Annotated in this window: 22 protein-coding genes; 17 read left to right on the top strand and 5 right to left on the bottom strand. The window is 44.6% G+C overall.

The window, feature by feature from the left end:
• Positions 1-67 precede the first annotated feature (67 nt).
• Positions 68-223, top strand: coding sequence for a hypothetical protein (locus OIU26_RS14060; protein WP_013370850.1), 156 nt, complete (start codon positions 68-70; stop codon positions 221-223).
• A gap of 173 nt (positions 224-396) precedes the next feature.
• Entirely contained in the window at positions 397-906 is a 510-nt protein-coding gene (locus OIU26_RS14055) for a hypothetical protein (RefSeq protein ID WP_040101511.1), read from the top strand.
• Positions 907-1047: 141 nt separating this feature from the next.
• Here the strand turns inward: OIU26_RS14055 and OIU26_RS14050 are convergent, their stop codons facing one another.
• A complete protein-coding gene (locus tag OIU26_RS14050) occupies positions 1048-1674 on the bottom strand; it encodes an FMN-dependent NADH-azoreductase (protein ID WP_058710485.1) in 627 nt (208 codons plus the stop codon).
• Positions 1675-1914: 240 nt separating this feature from the next.
• Between OIU26_RS14050 and murI the strand changes: the two genes are divergently transcribed.
• The 6 genes from murI (at position 1915) to OIU26_RS14020 (ending at position 7282) form a co-directional block, all read left to right on the top strand.
• Positions 1915-2769 carry a glutamate racemase gene (murI, locus tag OIU26_RS14045; RefSeq protein WP_264217191.1) on the top strand — a complete coding sequence of 285 codons (855 nt, stop codon included), beginning with the start codon at positions 1915-1917 and terminating at the stop codon, positions 2767-2769.
• A gap of 90 nt (positions 2770-2859) precedes the next feature.
• Positions 2860-3711, top strand: coding sequence for an aminoglycoside phosphotransferase family protein (locus OIU26_RS14040; RefSeq protein WP_264217190.1), 852 nt, complete (start codon positions 2860-2862; stop codon positions 3709-3711).
• 14 nt (positions 3712-3725) lie between these two features.
• Positions 3726-4148 (top strand): metallothiol transferase FosB, encoded by a 423-nt coding sequence (gene fosB / locus OIU26_RS14035; RefSeq protein WP_264217189.1) that lies wholly within the window; start codon positions 3726-3728, stop codon positions 4146-4148.
• Between the two features lie 67 nt (positions 4149-4215).
• Positions 4216-5610, top strand: a complete 1395-nt coding sequence (locus OIU26_RS14030; protein WP_264217188.1) for an MATE family efflux transporter — start codon at positions 4216-4218, stop codon at positions 5608-5610.
• A gap of 194 nt (positions 5611-5804) precedes the next feature.
• A complete protein-coding gene (locus OIU26_RS14025) occupies positions 5805-6785 on the top strand; it encodes a S8 family peptidase (protein WP_264217187.1) in 981 nt (326 codons plus the stop codon).
• A 149-nt stretch (positions 6786-6934) separates the two neighbouring features.
• Positions 6935-7282, top strand: coding sequence for a tetratricopeptide repeat protein (locus OIU26_RS14020; protein WP_264217186.1), 348 nt, complete (start codon positions 6935-6937; stop codon positions 7280-7282).
• 189 nt (positions 7283-7471) lie between these two features.
• Here OIU26_RS14020 and budA read toward each other — a convergent pair whose 3' ends face one another.
• Positions 7472-8218 carry an acetolactate decarboxylase gene (budA, locus tag OIU26_RS14015; RefSeq protein ID WP_013370859.1) on the bottom strand — a complete coding sequence of 249 codons (747 nt, stop codon included), beginning with the start codon at positions 8216-8218 and terminating at the stop codon, positions 7472-7474.
• Positions 8219-8381: 163 nt separating this feature from the next.
• Entirely contained in the window at positions 8382-10085 is a 1704-nt protein-coding gene (gene alsS / locus OIU26_RS14010; protein ID WP_172800005.1) for an acetolactate synthase AlsS, read from the bottom strand.
• A gap of 519 nt (positions 10086-10604) precedes the next feature.
• Between alsS and uxaC the strand changes: the two genes are divergently transcribed.
• The 3 genes from uxaC (at position 10605) to OIU26_RS13995 (ending at position 14673) form a co-directional block, all read left to right on the top strand.
• Positions 10605-12029, top strand: coding sequence for a glucuronate isomerase (gene uxaC, locus OIU26_RS14005; RefSeq protein WP_264217185.1), 1425 nt, complete (start codon positions 10605-10607; stop codon positions 12027-12029).
• Between the two features lie 151 nt (positions 12030-12180).
• Positions 12181-13581, top strand: coding sequence for a glycoside-pentoside-hexuronide (GPH):cation symporter (locus OIU26_RS14000; RefSeq protein ID WP_013370862.1), 1401 nt, complete (start codon positions 12181-12183; stop codon positions 13579-13581).
• Positions 13582-13668: 87 nt separating this feature from the next.
• Positions 13669-14673 (top strand): LacI family DNA-binding transcriptional regulator, encoded by a 1005-nt coding sequence (locus OIU26_RS13995; protein ID WP_013370863.1) that lies wholly within the window; start codon positions 13669-13671, stop codon positions 14671-14673.
• 86 nt (positions 14674-14759) lie between these two features.
• Here the strand turns inward: OIU26_RS13995 and poxB are convergent, their stop codons facing one another.
• Positions 14760-16484 carry a ubiquinone-dependent pyruvate dehydrogenase gene (gene poxB, locus OIU26_RS13990; protein ID WP_264217184.1) on the bottom strand — a complete coding sequence of 575 codons (1725 nt, stop codon included), beginning with the start codon at positions 16482-16484 and terminating at the stop codon, positions 14760-14762.
• A gap of 312 nt (positions 16485-16796) precedes the next feature.
• Here poxB and OIU26_RS13985 point away from each other — a divergent pair, with 312 nt between their 5' ends.
• The 4 genes from OIU26_RS13985 to OIU26_RS13970 all read left to right on the top strand — a co-directional run bounded on the left by OIU26_RS13985 (position 16797) and on the right by OIU26_RS13970 (position 21424).
• Positions 16797-18290 (top strand): tagaturonate reductase, encoded by a 1494-nt coding sequence (locus OIU26_RS13985; protein ID WP_264217182.1) that lies wholly within the window; start codon positions 16797-16799, stop codon positions 18288-18290.
• Positions 18291-18307: 17 nt separating this feature from the next.
• A complete protein-coding gene (locus tag OIU26_RS13980) occupies positions 18308-19807 on the top strand; it encodes a UxaA family hydrolase (RefSeq protein ID WP_013370866.1) in 1500 nt (499 codons plus the stop codon).
• Positions 19808-19931: 124 nt separating this feature from the next.
• Positions 19932-20378 carry a GNAT family N-acetyltransferase gene (locus OIU26_RS13975; RefSeq protein ID WP_058710476.1) on the top strand — a complete coding sequence of 149 codons (447 nt, stop codon included), beginning with the start codon at positions 19932-19934 and terminating at the stop codon, positions 20376-20378.
• Positions 20379-20566: 188 nt separating this feature from the next.
• Positions 20567-21424 carry a hypothetical protein gene (locus OIU26_RS13970; protein WP_058710475.1) on the top strand — a complete coding sequence of 286 codons (858 nt, stop codon included), beginning with the start codon at positions 20567-20569 and terminating at the stop codon, positions 21422-21424.
• A gap of 167 nt (positions 21425-21591) precedes the next feature.
• On the opposite strand, the gene OIU26_RS13965 is transcribed toward OIU26_RS13970, so the two are convergent.
• Complete coding sequence (locus OIU26_RS13965; RefSeq protein WP_264217181.1) at positions 21592-22482, bottom strand: hypothetical protein; 891 nt, start codon at positions 22480-22482, stop codon at positions 21592-21594.
• Between the two features lie 254 nt (positions 22483-22736).
• Between OIU26_RS13965 and OIU26_RS13960 the strand changes: the two genes are divergently transcribed.
• On the top strand, positions 22737-23705 hold the full coding sequence (locus OIU26_RS13960; protein ID WP_264217180.1) for an ABC transporter permease subunit: 969 nt from the start codon (positions 22737-22739) through the stop codon (positions 23703-23705).
• Between the two features lie 14 nt (positions 23706-23719).
• The gene (locus tag OIU26_RS13955; RefSeq protein ID WP_013370871.1) at positions 23720-24607 is read left to right on the top strand and encodes a carbohydrate ABC transporter permease; all 888 of its coding nucleotides are present in this window, start codon (positions 23720-23722) and stop codon (positions 24605-24607) included.
• Positions 24608-24615: the final 8 nt, after the last annotated feature.

Raw genomic sequence — 24615 nt, 5'->3', positions numbered from 1 at the left:
AGAAACCATCTATTTGCGCAGTGGGTTACACACATTGCACGTATTCTAAAAAGAGAGAGGGATTCAAATGAAAATAATCATTACACAAAAGGAAGCCGCCGACAAAGGAATCTGGACAGAGATTATGGGGATGTTTGCTGTAACCAAAGAGGACGAGGTATGGCAAAATGAAGAGTTTATTCTCACCGAGGAACAGGCACGTCAGGTGGGATTACTAAAATAACAAAGGTAAATAGGACATGTCATCAAGTTTTAAGACCAAGTCTTAAAAAATCGTAACTTATTTTTTATGTATCTGATACACTTTTTAACCGTTCAAAGTTTATGATAGGTACACAAGGGTAATGAAGCTTACAGACACCGTGTACATACCCAAACGGCAAGGAGAGATCAGACATGATGAAATTAGCTTCGAAATGGACCGTATTGACTTTGATGATGATGCTGATTACGACAGCAGGGGCAACAGCACAAGGCTACACACCTGTTGCAGATGCTGAAAATCAGGAGACCGTATATATAAACCAAATGGACATTCGCGATGGACAAATTTATTTGTCAGCAGATCCGATTGAATGGTACGAAGGCGCAGCAGCAGACAAAGCATTTGTGGAGCATGAAGGAAATACAGGATTGGACGGAGCGCCGGATGGCTACTACATCGTAAACAATTCCGTGCAAAATGACGTGTATCAGGTTGCACCAGATGCTTCGGTAGAGGTGCAGATTTATGATCACACAGGGAATATAGAAGATACAGACGTGCAATGGAACGAATCCATTCCTTTGGCACAATTTGAGAAGGATTTTGCCAAAAAGGATGTTCTGGACCTCAGCCAATTTCCATACCATGTTACGCTTCGTGACGGTAAAGTTGTAAAAATCGTGCAGCAGTTCATTCCTTAAACAGAAGTAAGCTCATACAGACACGTGCTTCTTACTTGATTACAGATCAGGGAAGTACGTGTTTTTTATATTTTGTAACAAAAAAAAGAGGATATCCATCCCATAAAGGGTGCGGACATCCTCTTCTCTTCATATATATAATTAGAACGATTTTGCTGCGTCTACTGCACGTTGTACGGCAGAAGCAACGATCTCTTGTGCTTGGTCAGGAGCTTGGTTATGTCCTTCCAGTACAACCTTCACGATGTCTTTTACGCCGAAGAAGGTTAAGATGTTACTCATGAAGTTCAAAGACATTTCAGCAGCAGCAGCAGGCCCTTCGGAATAGACGCCGCCTCTTGCATTCAACAGGGCTACTTTAGTGTCAGTTACAAGACCTACAGGACCTTCAGCAGTGTATTTGAATGTTTTACCAGCTTGGTTCAGGTAGTCAATGTATGTGTGCAGTACAGCTGGAATAGTCATATTCCAGAGTGGGAAAGCAAATACGACTTTGTCTGCTGCCAAGAATTGATCCAGGTAACCATTAGCGATGTTTGCCAGGCGAGCTTCTTCTGCACTCAGCTCCATGCCTCTTGCGGATTTGAACGTACCGTTGATCATGTTAGCGTTTAGATAAGGAAGTTCGACGGAGAACAGGTCCAGCTCAGTGATTTCATCAGATGGGTGAGAAGACTTGTAGCTTTCCACGAATGCGTTATACAATTTAACTGTTGCGGATTCTTCAGCTGTACGATCATTAGCTTTGACAAATAATACTTTAGACATGATTTTATTTCCCCCTTAGTAAGTTGAATAAGTAAGTTTAGTTAGTAAGTTACCACGTAATATTACAATATAAAGATAATATCTGTCAACACTTCTATATTAAATTTACTTTGAACAGCTACTTTATTTTTTACACTGTAAAATTTGCGTGTTTCTTTTGCAAAATATCATTTTTGCGGTAAAATTTAAATGTAAAGTCTAATGAAGAGAATGCTTGGATAGGCGAAGAAGGAAATGAACATGGTGCCAGCAAGATATAACACCATAGTTGAACGAAAAAAGGTGAGTAGCTTGAAGATAGGTTTTTTTGATTCGGGATTGGGTGGAATTACAGTATTGTCTGAGGCGCTAAGACGTTTGCCAAACGAAAATTTTGTTTACATGGCGGATACGCTTCATGTTCCTTACGGAACGAAAACACCCCAAGAGGTGCTTGGTTATGTCAAGGCTTCGGTACAAACGATTCTAAAAGAGGATATTAAGGCATTGGTGATTGCCTGCAATACGGCTACAAGTATCGCGGTGGCAGAGCTAAGGAAGGAATATAAATTTCCGATTATCGGAATGGAACCAGCAGTGAAGCCAGCGGTCGAGATGAACCGAGCCAATGGTAAAAGAGTTCTGGTGCTGGCGACACCGTTGACTTTAAAACAATCTGGTTATGCAGCACTGGTATCCAGAGTTGACGATCATGGAAGTGTGGACTCACTGCCTTTGCCGGAGCTAGTACAATATTGCGAACAGTTGAATTTTGACCAAGCAGAATTGTTCAATTATTTTAACCATAAGCTGTCTTCGTTTAACCTAGATATTTATGGTACGGTCGTATTGGGATGTACACATTATCCATTCTATAAGGAAATTTTGAGAGAACTGCTGCCTTCTCATATTCAGCTCATTGATGGGAGCCACGGAACGGTCAAACGCTTGAAACAGGTGCTGTCCGAGCGTAATTTGCTGGCATCCCCGGTAAAAGTGGGTCAACCGCAGGACGGACACGTCACTTTTCTATGTACCAGTCAGGATGAGACCTATGTCCATAAGATGGAGCGGGCGCTTGAAATCTATGCGGAGCATGAAAAAATCTATTTTTAAGACAGAACGGCTGGCGAACAGGTGGGCTAGATCAGCAATCCGAAGCGCCAGCCGCATTATTTATGGATCAGATGCATAGGGAGGTTTTACATGGACATTCAATTCATCCTGAATGAGCTTTATGAAGCAGGCGTGCTTGAAAGCCATATGCAAAATCTCAAACCGCTGACTGGTGGAACTTCGAGTGAAGTGGTTGTTATTATGGACGGTACCAGACCACGATATGTAATTAAGCAAAATGATCCCGCGATTGTAAAAGCAGAGGCAGAATTTTTACTTACCTATGCACAGATTGAGAAGCTATCTCGAGTGATTTATGTAGATTCCCTGCATCGTTATTTGGTATATGCGTTCAAGCCAGGGTTCACTAAGCAATATAGTGAAGGAAATAAGGGTGATTTGCTGCTCAGTCTGGCGACAGAAGTCATTGCACACTACAAATCCCTTGGAGAAGAACGCGAGTATGGTTATTCGGATCATCCGTTTGTGGATTGGAGAGATTTTCTGCTTCACAGAACAAAAGAATCCGAAAAGATTATACAAGACGTTTTACCCCCAGAGAATCATCGGTTCGTCCATACTCTTGTGGCCGGATCGCCGCAACGGAATCTTAAATATTTGCTTCATGGCGATTTCGGAGTACATAATTTTGTGTTTGCCGAAAATGGTACATTGACAGGTATTATTGATCCTGATCCAGTAGTGGGAGAGCCTCTGTATGATTTGATATACGCCTTTTGTTCTTCACCGGATAGGCTGACCGTCGATACCATTTTGCCAGCGGTAGAGACGCTTAGGCCAGAGATGACAGGGGAATATGAGCTGAACAGGGAAGTGTTACAGGGATTATACTTTCGTATAGCTACCTGCATTCGCCATCATCCGGGAGATTTAGGCCAATATACAGAAGCGTGGAACTACTGGCTGAACAGGGTTCGCTGAAAGGAATAGAAAGCATGAATATACAAGGATGGAATCACATTTGCTTTTCAGTGTCTAATTTGGAGAAGTCTATACAATTCTATCAGAATGTACTAGATGGAAAACTACTCGTTAAAGGACGTAAGCTGGCTTATCTGGATTGTCTAGGAATGTGGTTGGCTCTCAATGTGGAAGAGGATATTCCGAGAAATGAAATTCATCATTCCTACACGTATATTGCATTTTCGGTAGCGGAAGCGGATTTTGAAAGTATGCTTAACAAGCTGAGAACACTTAATGTCACCATATTGCCTGGACGGGAGCGGAATGAACAGGATAAAAGATCAGTCTATTTTACAGATCCAGATGGACATAAGTTCGAATTCCACACAGGACAATTGCAGGATCGCTTGGAATATTATAAAAATGCTAAAAAACATATGACTTTTTATGAATGAGTAAGCGTTATCAAAAAATGATGAGCAAATTTTGATTTTACATACGGGAGCGGAGGAATACAGAAGTATGTCATTGTCGCAGGAAAGTGGCTCCAAGCAAGCGCAGGCCGTCAAAACGATGACGGTTTTCGCAATTACTTGGCCGATCTTCATAGAAATGCTGTTTCATATTTTGATGGGTAGCGTGGATACATTCATGCTGAGCCATGTTTCAGATGAGGTTGTATCGGCTGTCGGTGTATCCAGACAGTTGATTGAATTTACGATTATACTCTTCAATCTGCTTGGTCTTGGAGTAGGTGTGATCATTGCTCAGTTATTGGGTGCGCAAAAGCATGTGGACGCAAGCCGTGTTACCGCATCGGCACTAACCTTTAATCTGGTATTTGGCCTGGCGCTAAGTTTGATGTTTATCGTAAGCCGGGATTTTTTATTATCCTTCTACCATATTACTCCGACAATCAAGGAAAATGCAGAAATCTATATGATGCTGGCAGGGGGTTCGCTGTTTCTGGAAGCCCTTATGCTAACCGCAGGGCCGGTCATTCGCTCGCATGGTTTTACCAAAGATACGATGATCGTAGGCATCGGCATGAATATATTGCATGTTGTGGGGAATGCATTGCTCATATACGGCTGGTTTGGTCTGCCACAAATGGGAGTGGCGGGAGCAGCGATTTCAACGGTTATTAGCCGCGTCATAGCATGTGTGTGGATTTTTATCCTGCTGTACAAACGTATAAGTGCGCCGATTCGTATCCAATATTATGTACAGCTTCAATGGAGCAAGCTGGTGGCGATCCTCAAAATTGGTATTCCTGCCGGGCTGGAATGGCTTTCTTATCAGCTTAGTCAAATGATGGTGACCCGATTTGTCAGCTTTATGGGTACAACAGCGATTGCGACTCATTTCTATACGAATACGATTGTGTATTTTTTTATGGTATTTGGAATGGCCGTCGGCGAGGGAACCGAAATTATTGTGGCTCGCCTGATTGGAGCTGGAGACAAGGAAAAAGCATATCATCAACTTTTACGTAGCCTGAAATGGTCACTAGTGATTACGATTGCTGTGATCGTGGCTGTATCCTTTTTCCGATATGAAGTGATGGCAATCTTTACGGATGAGCCAGCGATCATTCAATTAGGGGCAGCGATTTTGTTGTTCTGTATATTGCTAGAGCCGGGCCGTGTGTTTAACCACGTGGTCATTAACTCCTTGCGAGCAGCAGGAGATGTTCAGTTCCCGTTAATGATGGCCATCATTTCAATGTGGGGGATTAAAATCCCGTTAGCATATGTGCTAGGCATTCATATGGGATATGGTGTGCTGGGTGTGTGGATTGCACATGCATGCGATGAATGGGTACGAGGTATTTTTCACTATTTACGCTGGAAAGGCCGGAAATGGCAACACAAATCGCTGTTATCAAAGGCTGAGTTACAAGCGGAATCAGCATAAAGCTCATAGAGATACTAGAGCAGACATTTTCCAATTGAATTGGTTGATGTCTGTATTTTTTTGCAAAAATAAGCAAATTGGGATGTTCAAACTTTTCGAAAATTGCTAGAATATAGTAACCTCGAACACAGTAGAGGTTTTCAAAGTTTCAAAGACGGATGGTTTCCGATTGAATCCATGAAGGAGGGAATAAGATGGAACGTAAAGTGCATATCATTCCTTACCAAGTGATCAAGCAGGAGCAACAAGTGAATGAAATACCGCGAGGGGTGGAGCTGATCCAGGCTCCTGCGGTATGGAACCAGACTCGAGGCCGAGGAGTAAAGGTAGCGGTGCTGGACACGGGCTGTGATTCGGACCATCCGGATCTGAAGGCACGCATTATTGGTGGCCGCAATTTCACGGATGATGATGAAGGTGATCCGGAAATTTTCAAGGATTACAACGGTCACGGTACACATGTGGCAGGAACCATTGCGGCAGCGGAAAATGAGGATGGTGTCGTAGGTGTCGCCCCGGAGGCGGATCTGCTCATCATCAAAGTGCTAAACAAGCAGGGTTCCGGTCAATATGAATGGATTATCCAAGGTATCTATTATGCGATTGAGCAAAAGGCAGACATCATCTCGATGTCGCTTGGCGGCCCTGAGGATGTGCCTGAGCTTCATGAAGCAGTAAAAAAGGCTGTAGCCAGCCAAATCCTGGTCATCTGTGCAGCTGGAAATGAAGGAGACGGTGACGATAGAACGGACGAGCTCGGCTACCCCGGCTGCTATAATGAAGTAATCAGCGTAGGTGCTATCAACTTTGACAGACATGCCTCAGAATTCAGTAATTCTAATAATGAGGTGGATTTGGTTGCGCCAGGAGAAGATATTTTGTCCACCGTTCCGGGCGGAAAATATGCGACCTTTAGCGGAACTTCGATGGCTACTCCGCACGTAGCAGGTGCATTGGCGTTGATTAAGCAGCTGGCAAATGCAAGCTTTGAGCGTGAACTCACCGAACCGGAATTATACGCCCAACTCATCAAACGCACAATTCCACTCGGCAATTCTCCTAAGCTGGAGGGCAACGGACTGCTGTACTTGACAGCAGTGGAGGAGCTTTCCCGTATTTTCGACACGCAACGCGTAGCGGGAATATTGAGTACAGAATCGTTGAAGGTTAAATAAGTCGTAACAACGGATTATAGCGACTCTCCTAAGCGGAGAGTCTTTTTGTGCGCTTCATATATTTGGCACACCTCCATTTACATCGCATTCATATGTCGGGTAACATGTATTTTAAGGAAATAGTAAAGAATAAAAAGTGGGGAATTAGCATGGATCATATGATTGAAAAAGCCAGCCAGCTAAGACATACAGGACAGGCCAAGGAAGCGCGTAAGCTTCTATTAGAGGCGCTGGAGCAGGAGCCTAAAGATGCGGAGCTATGGTATCAGACAGCCTGGACGCATGACTCATTGGGCTTGGAGAGGGAGGCGGTTCCCTTTTATGAAAAAAGTCTAGGTATGGCACTATCCGCAGAATCCAGGAGAGGAGCCATCCTGGGATTAAGCAGTACATATCGTGTACTGGGAGAATACGGGAAGGCCATGGAGGAGCTGCTCATGGAGTTAGCTGAAACGACTGCTGACATATCCATACAGGAGTACTCCCGTGCAATTTAATATTATGCTGATAAGTTGGACCAGATCGAGGAATAAGTAGGCCGGAGCGAGGGCATAAGTGCATTGTGTATATGCGTTTCCTACATAAAAAGATCACAGTCAGAGAGCATGAAGCCTCTTTATCTGACTGTGATCGTTTGCTATTTATTGTCTAGCTATAGGACCGTATCTGTATGAGCTATGCTGCGATTATTGCGCACCCTCAGTAACAGCGATTTCTTTCTCCAGGTTTTCTCTGGACAGGTTGGCGGTCAAGTAATCCGGTGTATCGGGTAGCACAAGATGTAGATTGGATTTTTGGCAAATGCGAATTGTGCACTTGTCGACAACAAAATCAAAAACATGCCCGCCTCCAGTGCGTTCATCATTAATAAAATGAAGATGAAATCCGGCTACTCCAATCCCTTGGGCATAAGCAGGTGTCCAAAAGCCTGTGATCACGCCGGAAGCGTCATTAAAAGTAAAGGTAGGCTGTGACTTGGTTGCTTCGATAAAAGGTTTGTAAGGCTTCACTTGATGAGGCACGGTACGTGTCTTTACTTCACGAAAAGTGCCATCCATACGGAAGGCATAGAACAGATTACGGCTTGGAAACAGCTTTAGCAGCAGAGCTTCCAGCTCTTCACGGTGCATGGGATGATCAACAGTATATGTGAAATCTTCGCGGAAAAAGGTGACGGTGGAAAACGGAGTGGTTTCTTCCGGTTTTACGCGATGGGCCGTACCGTCTGGAAGCAAGTGATAAAATTCACCATCGAACGCGATCATCTCGCCATTCAGTTGATCAAAGGTACCAAGTCCAAAATCCCCGTGCTTTTGCAGCTCCTCAAAGGCAACAACTCCGTCATAAAGACCATCTAATAAAGCAAGCATGGTGGACGTTTGGTAAATATCATGATCAGTTTCTTGCTTGGTTTCCAGTTCTGCAACGGTCATGGCAATACACTTCCTTATTATAATTGTATGCATTTATTTTTGTTCTTTTTCAATAATAAACGTAAAATTTCAGTAAATAACATAAATAACTCAAAAAAATCATTAAAAAAACCTCAAACTTCCTAATTGTCACAAAGCCGCCACGAGTGATCCGTAGTCAAGACTAGTTTAATTGGTTTGGCAGCAGCTTGCGTCCCAATTGGACATTATCCTGATAGTCAATCGGGATATCAACGACCACAGGACCATCCGTAAGAAGTGCCTGCTGCAATACGCTTTCCAGTTCTTCAGGAGAGTGCACGCGTAATCCGGTAGCCCCAAAACTTTCTGCATATTTGACAACATCGACATCTCCAAATTTTACGCCAGACGTTCTGCCGTATTTAATCTGCTGTTGAAAGGCAACCATGTCATAGGTACCATCTCTCCATACGATATGCACAAGCGGAGAGTTAAGGCGTACAGCGGTTTCCAGCTCCATGGATGAAAAAAGGAAACCTCCGTCTCCAGAAATAGAAACGACTTTTTGACCAGGGTTGACGAGTGTAGCAGCAATCCCCCAAGGCAGTGCTACGCCCAATGTCTGCATTCCGTTGCTGAATAGCAGGCGCCGCGGTTCATACGAACGGAAATAACGTGCCATCCAAATGTAGTGTGAACCGACATCACAGGTGACTGTGACGTTATCATCAATCAGGCTGCGAAGTGTGCGAATAAATTGCAATGGATGAATCAGAAAATCATGCTTGTGGGCTGGAACAGCTGCTTGCTCGTTCAGATCATGGCGTAGACGATTCAATTGGTCGCAGGAGGATTTAGGTAGCTTTAAGGTAGGTAACTCTTCTGCGAGGCCACTCACAATCAGGCCTATGTTCCCGATTAATTCGTAGTCTGGTTGATAATCATGATCAATATCGGCTTGATGGTCATCCAGATGAATGAGTGTTCGGTTTGCCGGAATGTTCCAGTTTTTTGGGTCGTATTCGATAGGATCATAGCCAATTGTCAGTACCAAATCTGCGGCTCCAAGAAGCATATCACCCGGTTGATTTTGGAACAGCCCCACTCTTCCAAAATAGTGGTCTTCCAGTTCACGGGAGATGGCTCCAGCGGCCTGGAAGGTTTCGACAACAGGCAGATCTGTATCTCGAATAAGAGCACGGATAGCTGCGGTGGCTTCAGGCGTGCTGGCTTTCATACCGAGAAGAAGTACGGGCAGCTTAGCTTTTCTGATTTGGTCTGCGACTTGTTTGATGAGCGCGGCAGGGGCGGTTCCAAGTTGGGGAAGGGAAACCTTCTCAATGGCTGTTACTTCGGATGACGAAGTCAACACGTCCTGCGGCAGGCTGACAAATGTGGCTCCAGGCTGGGCTGAGGTCGCAATCCGAAATGCATTAGCAATTGCTTCGGGTACATTATCGGGGTGTTCTACTTCAACACTGTATTTGGTGATGGGTTCGAATAGTCCGGCATTATCCATAGATTGATGTGTGCGTTTCAAGCGTTCGGATCTTGGGACTGCACCCGCAATGGCGACGACAGGATCACTTTCTGCATTCGCGGTGACAAGTCCTGTCGCCAAGTTAGACGCGCCTGGACCTGAGGTAACAATGCATACGCCTGGTTTACCGGTTAATCGACCGACCGCCGCTGCCATAAAGGCGGCATTTTGTTCATGACGACATACGATCAATTCGGGCCCCCGATCTTGAAGAACATCAAAAACAGAATCGATCTTGGCACCTGGAATGCCAAAAATATGGGTAACCCCTTGCTTGATCAAGCAATCGACAACAAGGTCGGCTCCTTTTGTATCGGATATAGTTTTAGTTTCAACAGCTTGCACTTTTGTACTCAATGCTACCACCTCTTCTTCTTCGTCTGTGAAATAAATTAATGAAATACTTTCAATGTAAATCAATGGATGTATATTGCAATTATAATACAATAACTGGTATTTTCAAGAAAGAAATTTTCAGAAAAAAGAAGAAAATCATATAAAACGTTTTCAAAGTTTGATTTATCGGGGAAATTAAAATTTGTGGAATTTTCTTGTGGTTTCGGTTATCGAGAAGGTTAAGAACAGATCTCCCCAAAGGGGGGGAGATCATTTTTATCCGCTCACATGATAAAAATCACTTTCCTCTACAAAGGATAGCGGTTACAATGTAATTGTTGTTAACGTAAACATTAAATTTAAGGTGAAGTAAACCAGTATGACATGATGTACAGGTATCATATTATAGCTGTATTGCCCTGTACAAATCATATGGATTTCTTGCTGCTATGGACAATGTAATTGTTAAAAGGAAAGTAGTGTCTCGGGCATTTTTGTTAACGTTAACAAATAGCTAAGAAACATGATTATAGAAGGGATGAGAAAGTAATGACCAAAACGTTTTTAGACGAAAACTTTTTGTTGAGCAATCCAACGGCTGAAACCTTGTATCATCAGTATACCAAGGATATGCCGATTATTGACTATCATTGTCATTTAAGTCCACAAGAAATTTATGAAAATAAAAAATTCAAGAATATTACGGAAGCTTGGTTGTATGGTGACCATTACAAGTGGAGACTTATGCGGGCCAATGGAATCGAGGAGCGATTGATCACGGGTGATGGAGAAGATTATGACAAGTTTCTGGCTTGGGCCAAAACTGTTCCTACATTGATCGGTAACCCGCTGTACCATTGGACGCATTTGGAGCTTCAACGCTTTTTTGGTGTCTATGAGTTGCTGAATGAACAGAACGCACCTGTGATCTGGGAAAAGGTAAACCAAAAGCTGCAAGGACCGGGCTATGGGGCACGTGATTTGATTGTGAACTCAAAGGTAACTGTGGTGTGCACCACGGATGATCCGACCGACCATCTCGAATACCACAAACAAATTAGCAAGCTGACCGATTTCCCAGTAGCTGTGTTGCCAAGTTTCCGCCCCGACAAAGCTTTAGAAATTAATCGTGAAACCTTCCAGCCATGGGTGGCTCGATTGGGTGAAGTCAGCGGATTGGATGTTTCCGGGTTTGAAGGATTTTTGAATGCGCTGGCAAGCCGGGTGCGCCATTTTCATGCTGCCGGAGGCCGGGTATCTGATCATGCGCTGGATACTGTAGTTTTTGAAGAAACAACACCGGAGGAAGCAGCAGCCATATTTAGCAAGGCGCTGGAGGAAGGCCATGTGACTCCTTTGGAAGAGGCGAAATATAAGTCGTACGTTCTGGTCTTCCTTGGCAAACAGTATGCAGAACACGGCTGGGCGATGCAGTACCATATTCATGCGCTGCGTAACAACAACACTGCGATGTTCCGTCGATTGGGACCGGATACAGGCTATGATGCTGTAAATGATGGCTCCCTCGCTCGTCCACTGGCAGCATTGCTGGACGCACAGGAACTGGCAGGAGGATTGCCGAGAACCATTTTGTATTCGCTTAATTCGGTTGACTATCCAGTATTGGCAAGTCTCGCAGGCAGTTTCCAATCCGGCGGTACAGTAGGGAAAATCCAGTTTGGTACCGCATGGTGGTTTAACGACCATATCGAAGGCATGCAGGAGCAGATGAAGCTGCTGGCTAATTACGGAGTGCTGTCCCGCTTTATTGGCATGCTGACGGATTCCCGCAGCTTTCTATCCTACACACGTCATGAATATTTCCGCCGTATCCTTTGCGATTTAATCGGAACGTGGGTTCAGGAAGGCAAGGCCCCTGAGGATCTGGAACTGCTCGGAGCCATGGTACAAAATATTTGCTACAATAACGCCGAGCAATATTTTAACTTCCCAACGGTTGTTCATAGTAAGTGATGCTACTCTCTAAAGTGAGAACTCACTAACTTCAGAGAAAAGGAGCTCTTGCTAGGAGCTTGTACCAAACTCCCGGCAAGAGCCATTGAAAAACAAAGTAGATATCAATGAATATGTGAAAATAATTACAAGTATAGAGGAGTGTGTAGGTATGGGAGTGCCTATCGTGCAGGAGAGCGTCCAAACTGACAACAAGACAGGTGAGCATATTAGCCTGAAAGAAAAGATTTCGTATGGTATGGGTGACTTTGGAAACGGATTCATGTTTGATTTGGGGCAGCTGTATTTGCTGAAATTTTTTACGGATGTAGCAGGGGTCTCTGCTGGAGCCGCCGCAGGCATTTTCTTGGTCAGCAAGCTGTTTGCCGCCGTCTGTGATCCTATTGTCGGGTCCTTTGTTGATTATCGCAAACATATCGGTACACGTGGAAAATTTAGACCTTTTCTTATCGTTGGAAGCGTTATCCTTGCAATTCTTACGATTCTTACCTTTATTTCGCCGAATATTTCACCCACAGGCAAACTCATTTACGCCTACGCGTCCTATATGATCTGGGGGATCGGCTACTCTATTGTTAATATTCCATACGGCTCGCTGGGTGCTGCCATTACGCAGGATACTCAGCAACGTGCTTCGTTGTCATCTTTCCGTCAGGCAGGATCACTAGGCGCATTATTCGTAACCAGTGTCGTGGTCATGCCGCTAATTTTATTGTTTCCTAACCATCATGTCGGCTATCCGGTGGTCATGGGGATTATGTCATTCATTGGTGTGATCGCTTTCATCATATGTTACCGAGGAACGAAAGAACGTATCATTAGCCAGTCCGGGCCAAAAGAGAAGCTATCTTTAGGCGTGATTGTGCATACCTTTACGAATAATAAACCCTTGCTGGTACTCGTTTTAATGACGATTTTCACCATTTCCGCTTACAATATCAAGTCCGCACTGTTGATCTATTTTGCCGAATATAATTTGGGGCATGTAGAATTAATGGCGTATATGAATTTTATTATTATCGGTTCGTCACTGCTGGGTGTATTGTTCCTGCCCAAACTGGTGCGGCGCTTTGGTAAACGAAAAACAGCCATCTTGGGAATGCTGGTTAGCGTCATAGCCGATTCCATTAATTTTTTGATGCCTTCCAACGTATATATTTTCACAATTCTGGCGAGTATTTCGTTCATTGGTATTAGTATTCCCAACGGGGTTACCTGGGCATTTGTGTCCGATATTATTGATTACGGCGAATGGTCATCCGGGGAGCGCAAGGAAGGGATTACCTACTCCTTATTTAACTTTTCACGTAAATTGGCTCAATCCTTGTCTGGCTTTCTATCGGGTATTGGACTGGCGCTTGTCGGGTATGTACCGAATGTGGTTCAATCCTCTGGAACGTTGCTTGGAATCAAAGCCTTGCTTTGTCTTTATCCGGCTGTTGCCTTGGCTTTGGCCATGCTGGTAATCGGTAAAATGTACAAGCTGACGGACAGCAGACATGCAGAAATGGTTCAAGAATTACAGCGTCGACATGCGGACAACCGCGTATAATCTGTGAAAGTCTTCTTTTCCGGGCGGCTCCTGTGGTATGGTGGGTATATAATTTTTTTAGAGCCTCACTAAGGAAAGGATACGTATATGGCAGCTACTATTAAAGACATTGCCAAACTGGCTAATGTTTCCCATACAACCGTCTCCCGGGCGCTCAATAACAGCCCGCTGATTAAAGAAGATACGAAACGCAAAATTATGGAGTTGGCAGAGCAACTCAATTACATTCCAAATTACAATGCTAAAAGCCTGGTTCTCCAGCGCTCGCATACGATCGGCCTGTTTTTCACCAGTATTTCTGAAGGCACCAGCTCCAGCTTTTTTGCGGATACCATCCGTGGGGTTAATAACGTCATCGGGGTGGATTACAATCTGTTTGTGCGAGGAATTGACGATTACGCTGATTTTTCTGCTATTCATCGCAAGCGTTTTGATGGCATCATTCTGATGAGCCAAAGCGAAGCGGACAACCCTTTTATTTATCATGTACTAGGTCAAGGCATCCCGCTAGTTGTACTGAACCGGCAGGTGTCCGGAGCCGGGATTGTAAATGTGATTTCTAATGATAAGGAAGGCTCCTATGAAGCTGTTTCCTTTCTCATTGAAAGCGGGCATGAACGCATTGCGATCATCGAGGGGGTAGAAGGCTTCAAATCGACCCAGCAACGCCGCGAGGGTTTCATGAATGCATTAATTGATCGTGGTAAGCCAATCCGACACGAATATATCGTGCAGGGTCACTATGATACTGAAAGCGGAAGTCTGGCAATGAAGCAGCTGCTTGCCTTGAAAGAACCACCGACAGCGGTGTTTTGCTCTAACGATGATATGGCTATTGGTGCGATGAATGCGGTATTTGAAAACGGCTTGAAAGTACCAGAGGATATCTCTGTCATTGGTTTTGACGATATTGGTTTCTCGATGTATACGACTCCACCATTAACGACGGTCAAAAGACCGATTGAGCAGATTAGCGAGCGCGGAGCCGCTTGCATTCTGGAACGAATTCAGTCACCGTCCAATGAGGGCGAGCTTATATTTATGGAAACCAGGCTCATGAAGCGGAAATCGACGGCAGACAGACCACGCTGAGTTTTGTTATGTAAAAGAGGCAGGAACAATGCTCAAGCACTGTTCCTGCCTCTTTTTTGTAAAATGAGCACTGCTTCGTCATGTATTTAACGAAAGAGATTGGTTTTAGCCAGTTCAACAATCTCGTCTCCGCGTCCGTTCAGCACGGCTTTCATCATCCACAGTGTAAAGCCTTCTGCTTGCTTAAGATTAATTTTAGGTGGCATGGACAGCTCCTGACGGTTCACCACCACATCTACCACAACAGGGCCGTCATGAGCCAATGCTTGCTGAATGGCATCCTCCAACATCGTAGGGTCTTCAACCCGAATGCCCTTGAGTCCCATGGCTTGCGCTACAGCACCAAAATCAGGGTTAACCAGTTCAGTCCCGTTTTCCAGAAATCCGGCTGCTTTCATTTCCAACTCGACAAAGCCAAGAGCGCCATTGTTGAAAACAATAACTTTTACAGGCAGTTGATGCTGTTTTAGGGTGAGCAGGTCGCCCATCAGCATCGTAAGTCCGCCATCGCCTGAGAGGGCAATCACCTGTCGGTCAGGCTCAGTGGCCTGCGCACCGATTGCCTGCGGCAGTGCATTTGCCATCGTACCATGATTGAAGGAACCGAGAAGTCGGCGCTGACCGTTCATTTGTAAATAACGCGCTGCCCATACTGTGGGAGTACCGACATCACAAGTGAAAATAGCATTTTCCTCGGCGGTATCACTGATAACTTTGGCGAGATATTGCGGATGGATCGGCATATGACCTGGCTTACCAACTGCCAGATCGTCCAGCTCCTGGCGTACCTTGGCATAATGAGAGACGTTTTTTTCCAAATGCCTGGAATCATGCTCTGACGTTAAATGAGGAAGCAGCATTTCCAACGTTGCTTTTACATCTCCGCATAAACCATATGTCAACGGAGTGCGTCTGCCGAGATGGGACGGCTCTATATCTACCTGTAGGACAATCGCATCTTCAGGATAAAATTGTCTATAAGGAAAGTCTGTTCCAAGCATGAGCAGGACGTCACAATCCATCAAGGCATGGTACCCGGAAGAATACCCGATCAGTCCCGTCAATCCAGCATAATAAGGGTTGTTATATTCCAGATATTCCTTGCCTCGCAGAGCGGATACCATGGGAGACTTAAGCTTGTTGCACAGCTGCATAAGCAAGTCGTGAGATTGAGCACAGCCAGCGCCGCATAGCAACGTAATTCGTTTACCGTTATTCAAATATTCGGCCAGCCGGGAAATTTCAGAAGCGGACGGATGGACGACAGGTGCTGTGGGGTGATAGACATGTTCAGGAGTGGGCACTTTTTCCGCTTCCAAAGCTGCTACGTCACCGGGAAGAACAATGACGGAAACACCTGAACGTGAAACTGCTTCCTGAATAGCCATGGTTACTGTTCTTGGAATTTGACGCGGTGTCGTAATTACCTCACAAAAGTGACTGCATTCTCCAAAAAGATGCTCGGGGTGCGTAGCCTGAAAATATTCACTTCCGATTTCATCACTTGGAATATGAGCTGCAATAGCGAGTACAGGCACCCGATTGCGGTGGCAATCATATAAACCGTTAATCAGATGCAGATTTCCGGGGCCGCTACTACCGGCACATACGGCAATACTGCCACTAAGATCAGCATCTGCTCCGGCTGCAAAGGCAGCCACTTCTTCGTGCCTTACATGAATCCATTCAATTTGACCATTGCTGCGAATGGAATCAACCATATTATTTAATGAATCTCCAACGATGCCATAGATCCGCTTGACCCCTGCATTGACCAAAACTTGTACAATAGTATCCGCGATTGTCTTCATAGATGCTCCTCCTGCCTAGTAAGTAGTGTTATCCTGCCCGTGCTTTCTTGCGTCTATTCTGCTGAAATATATATGAACAAGGTCTCGGGAGAGGGTAATAGTTAGCCTTAACCGCCTTGGAACAGGTGCGAAACAACACATGAAGGACAATATACTTGCAGATTTTTATATAAACGTATATGTTAACGTGTTCATATTATTGTCATTATTATTTTTTAAAACTAAAAATATTGATAAAACTATTTTGTTAACGTGTGCATTATGATAAAATAACGGTGAAATCATTATGGTACTAGTGGGAGGCTACTCCGGATGAAACAAGTAGATGAATTAGACCAATTAAACAGAAAAAGCTTTATCATTACAGAACCGCATCCCGAGAGGGTACTACAATTCGGGGAAGGGAACTTCCTGCGTGCTTTTGTAGACTGGCAATTTGACAAAATGAATAAGCTGGCAGAATGGAATACAGGGGTTGTGATTGTACAACCGCAGCCAGGAGGTCTTGTGGAGAAACTTAACGTGCAGGATGGTCTTTATACGGTTATTCTTGAAGGAATTAAGGATGGGCAGGCCATGAAGGAGCATACCGTTGTGGAGTGTGTCACCCGTGGAATTAATCCTTACGGTCCGGAATTTTTGGAGTATGAAGCGTTATCTCAAAAGCCAGAACTGCGCTTTATTGTTTCGAACACGACGGAAGCAGGAATCGCTTATGCACCTGAGGATCAATTGGAAGATCGCCCGCAAAAAAGCTTTCCAGGCAAGCTGACCGCCTTTCTGTACAAGCGCTTTCAATTTTTTGAGGGCGATCAAAGCAAGGGACTGGTCATTATTCCGTGCGAACTCATCGACCGTAATGGAGACGCTCTCAAGGAAATCGTGCTGAAATATGCGAACCAATGGGAGCTTGGGGCTGAGTTTATTGCATGGATAGAGGAAGCAAATACGTTCTGCAACAGTTTGGTGGATCGGATTGTACCTGGTTATCCCAAAGACCGGATTCATGAAATCCAAGCGGAATTGGGTTACAAGGACGATTTGGTTGTTGTGGGCGAACAGTATCATTTATGGGTTATTGAAGGGCCACAGTGGCTTAAAGAAGAATTACCTGCTCATTTGGCCGGATTGAATGTACTGATTGTCGATGATATGGCACCATATCGTACACGAAAGGTGCGCATTTTGAATGGGGCACATACGGCGCTTACACCTGTAGCCTATTTATATGGCCTGGATACGGTAGGGCAAGCGGTCGAGCATGATGTCATGGGCGAATATATCCAGTCGTTGATTCGAGAGGAAATTATTCCGACACTGGACTCGCCAGCAGCGGAATTGAATGTATATGCCGACGATGTGATTGAACGGTTCCGTAATCCCTATGTAAGTCATTATCTTATGAGCATCGCATTGAATTCGGTGTCCAAGTTCAAGACACGGAACTTGCCATCCTTGCTCCAGTATGTGGCACAGCACAAAGCGTTGCCTGCCAAAATCGTATTTTCGCTGGCGTCCTTACTCGTATTCTACCGGGGAGACAGAAATAGCGAGTCGATTGCATTGGCAGACGAAGCGGAAGTATTGAGCACATTTGGCGAACTGTGGAGTACCTATGACGGAACTCTCGCCGGAGCGAAGCAATTGACTGAGCAGGTACTCAGCAAACAGACATGGTGGGGGCAAGATCTGAATCAGGTCGAAGGGCTGGCTGAACAAACAGCGCAGCATGTGTATGAAATTACAAGCAGAGGAATGAAGGAGACGCTCGATTCTCTAACCGGGAACAGCGTACCCGGAGCATAAGCAAGGAGGAGACTGGAATGCTGGAATTCATTCAAATTCATGATCAAGATAACGTGGCTGTCGCTTTGCGTGATTACAAGCAGGGAGAAACGCTGGCATGGGGAGCACAAAAAGAACAATGCGTGGAGCTGGCCGAGGATGTAGCGCGTGGGCACAAAATTGCGCTACAGGACATACCTGAAGGTGGGCATGTCCTGAAATACGGATATCCCATCGGTCATGCCATTCAGCCCATTCAGGCAGGTCAGCATGTGCATACGCATAATACGAAAACGAATCTGACAGGTGTGGAGGAATATACTTACAAGCCTAAGCCAGCTCCTCATATATATGAACAGGAGAGTCGGACGTTCCAAGGATTTCGGCGAAAGGACGGTCGTGTAGGGATTCGCAATGAGTTGTGGATTGTGCCGACGGTCGGCTGTGTGAACGGAATTGCCGAACTCATTTTAAATCGTTTTAAGCAGGAAGTGGGAGATATCTCACCTTTTGAAAATGCACTTGTGCTCAAGCATAACTATGGATGCTCTCAATTGGGCGACGACCATGCACATACGCGCACGATTTTGATTGATGCCGTGAAACACGCAAACGCGGGTGGCGTACTGGTACTTGGTTTGGGCTGTGAGAACAATGAAATGAAAGAATTCAAAGAAGCCATCGGTGAATACGACTCGGAGCGGGTGAAGTTTTTGCTTTCCCAGGAGGTGTCGGATGAAGTGGAGGAAGGGGTAAAGCTGCTCCATGAAATATTTGCAGCCGTACAAGAAGATCGACGGGAGCCTGTACCTTTGTCTGAGCTGAACATCGGCTTAAAATGCGGTGGATCTGACGGCCTGTCGGGTATTACTGCCAATCCACTGCTTGGGCGTCTGTCGGATTATATGGCAGCACAGGGTGGAACGACCGTACTGACGGAGGTGCCCGAAATGTTCGGCGCGGAGACGATTTTAATGGAACGCGCTGCCGATGAGCAAGTATTTGATAAGATCGTACATTTGATTAACGATTTCAAACAATATTTTCTGGATTATAAGCAGCCAGTATACGAAAATCCGTCACCAGGCAATAAAGCAGGGGGCATCACGACACTGGAGGATAAATCACTGGGCTGTACGCAAAAATCCGGGTCTTCCACGGTCACCGATGTCATTCAGTACGGGGAGCGTCTCAAGACCAAGGGACTTAATCTGCTCAGCGCGCCGGGGAATGATCTGGTTGCTTCTTCAGCTCTTGCTGCAGCGGGCTGTCAGCTCGTCATATTCACAACCGGGCGTGGCACGCCTTTTGGCTCCTTCGTTCCGACGATGAAGGTGTCGACCAACTCGCCGTTATATAAGGCTAAACCTCACTGGATTGACTATAACGCTGGTTCACTGGTTGAGGATGTCAGTATGGAAGAGGCGCTACGCAACTTTGTCGATTATATTATCGATGTAGCCAGCGGAACCTGGGTGAATAATGAGAAAAACAATTTCAGGGAGCTTGCTATTTTCAAAAATGGTGTTACGTTGTAAAAGGGTTGTAACCTAAAGGAGGCGGATGGATCCGCTTCCTTTTTTGTGTTTGAATACTTCTAAATACGCTGTTAAACTTACTGCAAAATATGCTATATGGATATTCGCATAAGGGGGAAATACAGTGCAACATAAAATTATTGCTTATCGGGAAGAAAATCATGATCAACTCGTAGATATTTGGCATCGGGCAGTACGCCAAACGCACACATTTTTGTCTGAAGAAGACATTCAATTTTACCATCACATCATAAGTAACGGCGCTTTAAGAGAACTTGAAGTTTGGATGGAGTGTACGGTACTTCAGGAGCCGATAGGGTTTATCGGGCTGGACGGGCAGAAAATAGAAATGCTGTTTGTCGATCCTGAATGGCACGGACAGGGCACAGGCAGCCGACTCATCCAGCATGCTGAAAAAATAAAAGGGACGCACCTCAAAGTGGATGTGAATGAGCAAAACGAGAAGGCGCATGCTTTCTACAGACATTACGGCTTTGTACCAACAGGACGATCTGCGCTGGATGGATCAGGCCGGGCATTCCCTTTGCTTCATATGGAACTGAACAAATGAATGCTCTATAGGCATCCACATTTTGAAAATTGGAATATATTATAATTTCCTTGCCACATGTCTGATTTTATGATATAACTTAATTACGTAATAAATACGTAATAAATACGTAATTAAGTTATTTTTAGTTGGGATATAGATCATGTTTTGTTTGATGAGTACAAAAGTCGGACAAGGAGGTGGGGAGGGTGGATGATCTTGTTCACTCCGACATCACAGATCTAGACACACTTGTTAACATGATTAAGCTGTCCTTTTCATTTATGGATGGTACCAATATGATCGCTTTATGCGACCAGCTGTATTCCCATGTCAACCAGAAGTATCAGGAGTTGCAGCTCTACAAAGCGTGCAAGAAACCTATACAACCCATACATACCAAACGGCCGTTAGTCTACTACTACGGCTACAGTCATCTTATGAAAGGCATGGCCTTCCAAAAACAAGGCAAGTATGAGGCCGCTCGAGATTGCATTGAAAAATATGCAGAGTTGGGTTGGTTTAATGGCCTCGATCCGTATGGAGAAGCAGAAGTGGAATATTATCGCCATGCTGCAAGAGCCAATTTATATGCTCTTGATATTTTATCGGGGCGTTCCGAGGTATTGCAGGAATACGTTCAATTTCTTCGTGACAATCCAGAAGAACTGTTACCGGGGCTTCTTTCCATTGTTGAGGGGGCGGCCAGACACGACTATCCTTTAGAGCGTGTGCTTGAATCATTTGCCGAACAAATTGAAGATTTCAAATATTTTGAAGAGCCTGTGAATGTATCCTATTATTTTCGCTTCTGCTATCAGCTGGCTCTTTATTATATAAAGCTGCGACAGTTTACGGTTGCGTTGGGCTATATTCTGCAATCTCTCAAGCTGTCCGATACCCTGGGTATGGAACATGAGCATGAGTTTAGAAAATGTACTGCTATATTTGAGATTTTCAGATCCCAAGCTACAGCAACACAGCAAGACCAATATATAACGATTCTAAAAGGAGTGTTAAAGGATGAAAAAATTGATTTCACGGCCGCTATCGCTCAGTCTGTTTAGTTTGCTGGTGTTTGTTACTAGTCATGATCTCATCACTGTGTTTTATCATGGAGCCAATCATTAATAAGGGAAAATGGTAGAAAATTAGTTGTTTTAATTAACCCAATAGCAAGTAAGCTCATTAAGATCAGGGCTTGCTTGCTATTGGTTTTTTTTGCGAGGAATATTTAGGCAGTGGTAGGCTTGTGCAACAAACTTTGTTCTAATGGATGCAATGAAATCCTTGTCTGTTGGTAAACGGGGAATGTTTCTTTCGTACTGTATGATCCAATCTTTAACGCTGCGTCCAGTGCCCGTAGCAAGGAGCCCACGAATTGCTCTGGCGAAAAGTAAATACTTTTCCCGACCATATGAATGTGAAGCTCGTTATGGTCACGGTTGCTTACAGACAGCAATAAACCTTGACCCTGAAAACCCGTACCGATTGCACGTATTTTGTTTATACTCGATAGCAGCATTTCCGTTTTTAGCGCACGTCCTTGTTCCTCTACAAACACAGATATCAGCCGTTTGTCTGTAACGATAACAATTTGGTTGCCCTGAAACGTATGGCTAAGGTGCAGGAAATCTTTATACACTCCAATAGTCTGCTCATGCGGAGAAACAATCCCCATTCGTACAAACTCATCCAACTCTGTGACGTCAGGCTCCTGATGATTTTTAATTCGTTTTTTGATACTGAACTGAATGGTCAAGATCCCCAAGATAGCTATAAGAAAAGCACTAAGACGGACGTGATATATAAAGAACATTAGGACGATAAAGCCGCCGAGTATCCATTGTCCCCAAGTCAAATAACGCAGCTTTTGCTGTGCCGTACGGCGATAATAACCGTATCCTTTTCCCGGTTGATACTCTTTATTAAACTTCGTCATACCACGCATCATGGTTAATCCATAGATTGATAAGACTGTCATTGCGAGTCCCAGAAGCGCCATAAACCATTCCTCAGCTGCAATGCCAACTAAAGTACACAGGCCAAACATGATGAGCCCTGCCCAGCAGGCAAACCTTTTTATCCGAACCTGTTTCTGAATTGAACGAACCAATTCTTCCATTCTTAATCCTCCTGATCTAGGTCATAGGTAATGATTGGAATTCCATATAGTCTTATCGTACCATCTGATAGTCTTTTTTGTGAATTAATAGATATAGAAAATCCAAAGGCTGGAAGAAACTTTTTACGTATTGTCCTATCTCCACCTGAACTTTAGACACCAAAATCAAAAAATCAAGTACTACTCATTAGAAGCAAAAGCCCCTAAAATAATAAATGTAAGTGCTTACATTATAGAGAGGGGAGGTCTTCTGTATGAGTACAGGATGGAAAAATCCACAACCACAACCACAGCCATCGGTTCGATCGGGGAGATGGACGTCACTAGCCCGCAGATGGGGGGGGCAAAAACATTTGCAGACCATGGCACTACTTGGAGTGGTATGGATGATTATTTTCCATTACATTCCGATGTACGGCATTTTGATTGCTTTCAAACATTTTGACATTATTGGTACTATATCAAGCGCACCATGGGCGGGGTTAGAGCATTTTCGCGCCTTCTTGGAGGATGATAACTTCTGGTACATTGTCAAAAATACACTGGGTATTAGCCTGCTTAAGCTGGCGATCGGGTTCCCGTTACCTATTGTATTTGCTCTGTTTCTGAATGAAATCCGGTCTACGCGGTTCAAAAAATCCATTCAGACCATTTCGTATCTTCCTCACTTTCTATCATGGGTCATTCTTGGCGGGATTTTAACCACGTGGCTGGCAGATACCGGATTGATCAATCAATTGTTGCTGGCTTGGGGCTGGATCGACCAGCCGATTAGTTATTTAGCCGAGCCGGGCTATTTTTGGACTATTGTCGTCAGTTCGGATATTTGGAAGGAGCTTGGATGGTCAGCCATTATCTATTTGGCAGCAATGGCGGGCGTATCTACGGACATGTACGAAGCGGCCACCATTGATGGAGCAGGACGGTTTCAGAAAATGTGGTATGTCACACTTCCTGCGATCAAGGGCACAATATCCATTTTGTTTATTTTAGCGGTCAGCGGCATATTGAACTCTAACTTTGATCAAATTCTTGTCCTGCGTAACTCGCTGAATGAAAGTGCAAGTAATGTAGTTGATATTTATGTATATCAAGTGGGCATTCAGCAGGGACGTTTTTCGTATTCTACTGCGGTAGGATTGCTGAAATCGGTTCTTGCTCTCATTTTGCTGCTGATAGCCAATTCTGTAACCAAACGGATGAATAATACCTCTCTATTTTGAAGGAGGACGGATGTATGCAGCTATTGCGACGCAGAACAGCAGGCGAAGCGATATTCGATTTATTTAACAACGTTTTTATGCTGGTCATTTGTTTTGTAACGTTATATCCCGTGTGGTATGTGCTGGTGAACTCCTTTAACGAAGGGGCAGACGCAATGCGAGGCGGCATTTACTGGTGGCCGAGACTCTTTAGTCTCAGCAGCTATCAGGCTGTGTTTGCCAACAGCGGCATTATGACTGCGATGGGAGTAACGGTCGCCAAGACGCTAATCGGCACGATTGTGCATGTGTTTTTTACCGCCATGATTGCATATGCATATTCTCGTAGAGAGCTGATCGGGCGCAAGCTGTATATGCTGATCGGCACCATTACCCTGTTTTTTGGTGGAGGTTTGATTCCAACGTATTTGCTGATTCGTGATCTCGGGCTACTGGACAGCTTTTGGGTGTACATTATTCCTGCGATGTTCAGCTTTTTCGACCTTATTATTTTTATGGCTTTTTTTCGGGAACTGCCGGATGCACTGGAGGAAGCTGCGAAAATAGACGGAGCCAACGATTTCGGCATCTTTTGCCGGATTGTGCTTCCTGTATCCATGCCAGTAGTAGCGACAATTGCCTTGTTTCATGGGGTGTACCAGTGGAACGATTATTTTACAGGAATGATCTATATCAATAATACGGATCTTCAGCCGATTCAGACGTATTTGTACCGGGTTGTTGCCCAATCCAGCTCAAATCAAATGATGTCTGCCGCACCCGGGATTGTCGCCCAGTCCGTTACTTCACAATCGATCAAGCTGGCGACGATGGTCATAACGACTTTGCCGATTGTGCTGGTATACCCATTCCTGCAAAAATATTTTGTCAAAGGGCTAATGATCGGCTCGGTTAAGGGCTAGCACATCAT

The sequence above is a fragment of the Paenibacillus sp. BT-177 genome (assembly GCF_025846815.2).
Lineage (GTDB): Bacteria > Bacillota > Bacilli > Paenibacillales > Paenibacillaceae > Paenibacillus > Paenibacillus polymyxa_C.
This window is presented reverse-complemented; position numbering and strand designations above follow the sequence as displayed.

Excerpts from the sequence above, each read along its gene's own strand:
- OIU26_RS14060 (WP_013370850.1), top strand. The coding sequence starts at position 68 with ATGAAAATAATCATTACACAAAAGGAAGCCGCCGACAAAGGAATCTGG.
- OIU26_RS14055 (WP_040101511.1), top strand. The coding sequence starts at position 397 with ATGATGAAATTAGCTTCGAAATGGACCGTATTGACTTTGATGATGATG.
- OIU26_RS14050 (WP_058710485.1), bottom strand. The coding sequence starts at position 1,674 with ATGTCTAAAGTATTATTTGTCAAAGCTAATGATCGTACAGCTGAAGAA.
- murI (WP_264217191.1), top strand. The coding sequence starts at position 1,915 with ATGGTGCCAGCAAGATATAACACCATAGTTGAACGAAAAAAGGTGAGT.
- OIU26_RS14040 (WP_264217190.1), top strand. The coding sequence starts at position 2,860 with ATGGACATTCAATTCATCCTGAATGAGCTTTATGAAGCAGGCGTGCTT.
- fosB (WP_264217189.1), top strand. The coding sequence starts at position 3,726 with ATGAATATACAAGGATGGAATCACATTTGCTTTTCAGTGTCTAATTTG.
- OIU26_RS14030 (WP_264217188.1), top strand. The coding sequence starts at position 4,216 with ATGTCATTGTCGCAGGAAAGTGGCTCCAAGCAAGCGCAGGCCGTCAAA.
- OIU26_RS14025 (WP_264217187.1), top strand. The coding sequence starts at position 5,805 with ATGGAACGTAAAGTGCATATCATTCCTTACCAAGTGATCAAGCAGGAG.
- OIU26_RS14020 (WP_264217186.1), top strand. The coding sequence starts at position 6,935 with ATGGATCATATGATTGAAAAAGCCAGCCAGCTAAGACATACAGGACAG.
- budA (WP_013370859.1), bottom strand. The coding sequence starts at position 8,218 with ATGACCGTTGCAGAACTGGAAACCAAGCAAGAAACTGATCATGATATT.
- uxaC (WP_264217185.1), top strand. The coding sequence starts at position 10,605 with ATGACCAAAACGTTTTTAGACGAAAACTTTTTGTTGAGCAATCCAACG.
- OIU26_RS14000 (WP_013370862.1), top strand. The coding sequence starts at position 12,181 with ATGGGAGTGCCTATCGTGCAGGAGAGCGTCCAAACTGACAACAAGACA.
- OIU26_RS13995 (WP_013370863.1), top strand. The coding sequence starts at position 13,669 with ATGGCAGCTACTATTAAAGACATTGCCAAACTGGCTAATGTTTCCCAT.
- poxB (WP_264217184.1), bottom strand. The coding sequence starts at position 16,484 with ATGAAGACAATCGCGGATACTATTGTACAAGTTTTGGTCAATGCAGGG.
- OIU26_RS13985 (WP_264217182.1), top strand. The coding sequence starts at position 16,797 with ATGAAACAAGTAGATGAATTAGACCAATTAAACAGAAAAAGCTTTATC.
- OIU26_RS13980 (WP_013370866.1), top strand. The coding sequence starts at position 18,308 with ATGCTGGAATTCATTCAAATTCATGATCAAGATAACGTGGCTGTCGCT.
- OIU26_RS13965 (WP_264217181.1), bottom strand. The coding sequence starts at position 22,482 with ATGGAAGAATTGGTTCGTTCAATTCAGAAACAGGTTCGGATAAAAAGG.
- OIU26_RS13960 (WP_264217180.1), top strand. The coding sequence starts at position 22,737 with ATGAGTACAGGATGGAAAAATCCACAACCACAACCACAGCCATCGGTT.
- OIU26_RS13955 (WP_013370871.1), top strand. The coding sequence starts at position 23,720 with ATGCAGCTATTGCGACGCAGAACAGCAGGCGAAGCGATATTCGATTTA.